Here is a 2,920-nt window from a genome sequence, read left to right on the forward strand (position 1 = left end):
TGGCAATGGTGCCGTTTTGCGCATCTTCAAGGGCAATTACGGAACCATCCTCCAGGGTTAGGCTGGCTTTATTGCTTCCGGCGACGATCTCCGCGTGGGTGGCATTGCGTGTTTTACCCGGCCAGAACCAGTAAGCGCCGCCCAGGAGCGTCACTCCTATCAGCAAGACCGCGGCAATGCGGCTGGCGTCCCGCAGCCGGAAGCGCTTCGTTTGCCGGCTGGCGATCGCGTCGTCTATCCGCTGGCGCAGGGTGCGCCCCTCTTCCTCACCCGGATCCGCTGTTGCGGAATGCAGTGCATCGTTCAGCAGCTGGTCGTATCCTTGCCGCAGCAGCGCTTCTTCTTCCGGGCTGAGTGCACGGCCTTCCGCGTATTTTTGTAATAGTTGCTGGAATTTCCCGTTGTCCATCTTTTCGTTTTCAGCGGGAAACGTTTACCCGCTATATATATACAATCCGGGAACGGGGGGTATCCCTGGGCCAGTGGAAGAATATTTTTTGAAATGTGTAGAAAATGACGCCTGATTACACGAAGAACATCGCGCTGCTGATGTGCCGGCGAATGCGGCGGAGGGCGGTGGTGATGTGGTATTCCACGGTTTTGGGAGAGATGCCGAGCACCGCGGCAATGTGTTTCACGGAGTATTTATCGTGCCGGCTCATGGTATATACACGGCGGCACTGTTCGGGGAGGCTATCAATACAGTTTTCCACCACCCGCTGCAGCTGATAGGTTTTGATAGACGCGTCTGCTTCTCCTGCCAGGGGCTCGGCAAACCTGGCTACCACGATGCGCTCGACGGACTGCAATTGTTTCAGTTTCTTTAAAACAAGGTGATAGGACGTGGTGAAGAGCCAGCCTTTGATATTGGTCTGCGGCATGTCCCGGTGTTCCCATAGTTTGACGAACGTGTCCTGCACAACGTCTTCCGCGGCTTGTTCGTCTTTCAGGATGCGGGTGGCGGTTATCAGCAGCGGCTTCCAGTATCGGGCATAGATCTCATCGAAGGAAAGGGCGCCCGCTTGTTGAAGCGGGGTACCTGGGCGGGAAGGTCCTGTGCTTTTTGTTTCCACTGATGATTGCCGTTTGTGAGGGCAAATGTATCAGTTAGGGTTGATGAGATGGAGGGATAAGGTGTTACGTTTCTATTAAATCGTCAGCGATTAGCCAGGTAAATGCGGATTCCGTCACTTTTTCTACCGCTGCCATGTACTAACTTTGCATAATCAAACATACAATAAAACGATAACACATGATAGATCTCAAAGGCAAAAAAGCCATCGTTACCGGTGGCGGAAGGGGATTAGGCAAGGCAGTGGCACTTTCGCTCGCTGCGGAAGGGGTTTCCGTGGCCATTACCGGCCGTAACGAAGACACAATGAAAGGCACCGTAGCCGAAATCGAGAAACTGGGCGTAAAGGCGTTTTATGCGGTTTTTGATGTGGCCGACGAAACAGCTGCCACCGCGGGTATCCAAAAGCTGGCGGAATCGCTGGGCGGCGTGGATATCCTTATCAACAACGCCGGTATCGGCGATTTCGGGACGCTGGAGGAAATGTCGTCCGAAGCCTGGAAAAAGGTAATCGATATCAACCTGTTCGGCGTGTATTATGCCGCCCAGGCCGTGTACCCGTACATGAAAGCCAAAAATGAAGGGGATATCGTCAATGTAGCCTCTACGGCCGGGTTGAAAGGCGGCGCCGGCATGTCGGCCTACGCGGCTTCCAAAGCGGCGGTTATTTCCCTGTCGCAATCCATGATGGCGGAATGGCGCAAAAGTAACATCCGGGTAATGACGCTGACGCCCAGCACCATCGCTACCGACCTCACCCTCGGCACGCTGACCGACGGCAACCCCGAGAAAGTGCTGCAGCCCGAAGATTTCGCGCAATGGGTGACCGATATGCTGAAGATGAACCGCAGGGCGCTCATCGCCAACGGCTCCATCTTCTCGACAAATCCTTAAAACTAACGGGATCCCGCCGCTTCAGTCGGGTCCTTTTCATTGGTCCCGATCCATTCTCCGGGCAACAATTGGCGCAAAAAGGGAATGCGGTCGTAATGATGCATTCCCTTTGTTTGATGATTGCGGTATGATTTACACGGCCTCGGTCTGCCGTTTCGGTATGGCGACCTGTTTTTTTGCCGGGCTCTTCTTTTTCTTCTTTTTACCCCACCAGATGATGAACCCGGTGACCGGCAGCGTGGCGCCGATAAGGCTGGCAAAGAACGCCAGCACTTTACCCGGCAGGCCGAGGATGCTGCCTACGTGGATATCGTAGTTCATCTTCCGGAGCTTCGTCCCGAATTCCGCCTCCGCGAAATCGCCGTCGTAGATCGTTTGCGGCGTTTTCAGTTCCTGGAGGGTATGCTGGTCGAAGGTATAGCGGTGGGTGTTGTAGTATTGGCCTTTATCGGGGTACGCGATCACCAGGATGCTGGATTTGGGTTTGGAAGTGTCGGGGAAAGACATGTAGAAGCCATTGGCCTGGGGATGTTTCCGCAGCACGGTCTGAAACGCGATATCGGCGGCCTGTTCGGGCGTATAATGTTTGCCGGCCTGCAGGGAGTCCGATTTCTTCTCCACGTATTCCGGCAGGGATTTACCGCCGGAGGTAACCCAGTACAGTCCTTTGCTCCACCATTGAATCCCGTACACGATGCCTGTTGCCCCGATGGCGAAGAGGATCAGCAGGGTGTAAAAGCCCAGTACGTTATGCAGGTCGTAGTTGATGCGCTTGACGGTGCCGTTCCATTTGATTTTGAAGCTTTGCTGGCGGGTGGATTTGTTCCACTTCTTCGGCCACCACATGACCATCCCCGTGATCAGCGTAACGAGGAAAATGAGGATGCTGTAATTGACGACAGGCCGGCCGATTTCGACGGGCATCCAGAGGAAGCGGTGCCCGTTCAGTACCCA

4 protein-coding genes are annotated in these 2,920 nt (G+C 54.6%); 1 reads left to right on the plus strand and 3 read right to left on the minus strand.

All coding sequences use genetic code 11. The annotated features are described in order from the left end of the window. Together Q0510_RS21245 and Q0510_RS21250 are read right to left on the minus strand one after the other, a co-directional pair. A partial coding sequence (locus Q0510_RS21245) for a hypothetical protein (protein ID WP_298716104.1) occupies positions 1–409 on the minus strand: 409 nt, incomplete at its 3' end. A gap of 115 nt (positions 410–524) precedes the next feature. After that, complete coding sequence (locus tag Q0510_RS21250) at positions 525–1,073, minus strand: RNA polymerase sigma-70 factor (RefSeq protein ID WP_298716105.1); 549 nt, start codon at positions 1,071–1,073, stop codon at positions 525–527. A gap of 179 nt (positions 1,074–1,252) precedes the next feature. On the opposite strand from Q0510_RS21250, the gene Q0510_RS21255 reads away from it, so the two are divergent. Continuing rightward, positions 1,253–1,966: a 3-ketoacyl-ACP reductase gene (locus Q0510_RS21255; protein ID WP_298716107.1), complete on the plus strand. Its 714-nt coding sequence runs from the start codon at positions 1,253–1,255 to the stop codon at positions 1,964–1,966. Positions 1,967–2,098: 132 nt separating this feature from the next. On the opposite strand, the gene Q0510_RS21260 is transcribed toward Q0510_RS21255, so the two are convergent. After that, positions 2,099–2,920: PepSY domain-containing protein (locus tag Q0510_RS21260; RefSeq protein ID WP_298716109.1), on the minus strand; the 822-nt coding region annotated here is incomplete at its 5' end.

The sequence above is a fragment of the uncultured Chitinophaga sp. genome (genome assembly GCF_937874145.1).
Taxonomy (GTDB): Bacteria; Bacteroidota; Bacteroidia; order Chitinophagales; family Chitinophagaceae; genus Chitinophaga.

Coding starts and splice junctions, on each gene's coding strand:
- Q0510_RS21255 (WP_298716107.1), top strand. CDS start 1,253: ATGATAGATCTCAAAGGCAAAAAAGCCATCGTTACCGGTGGCGGAAGG.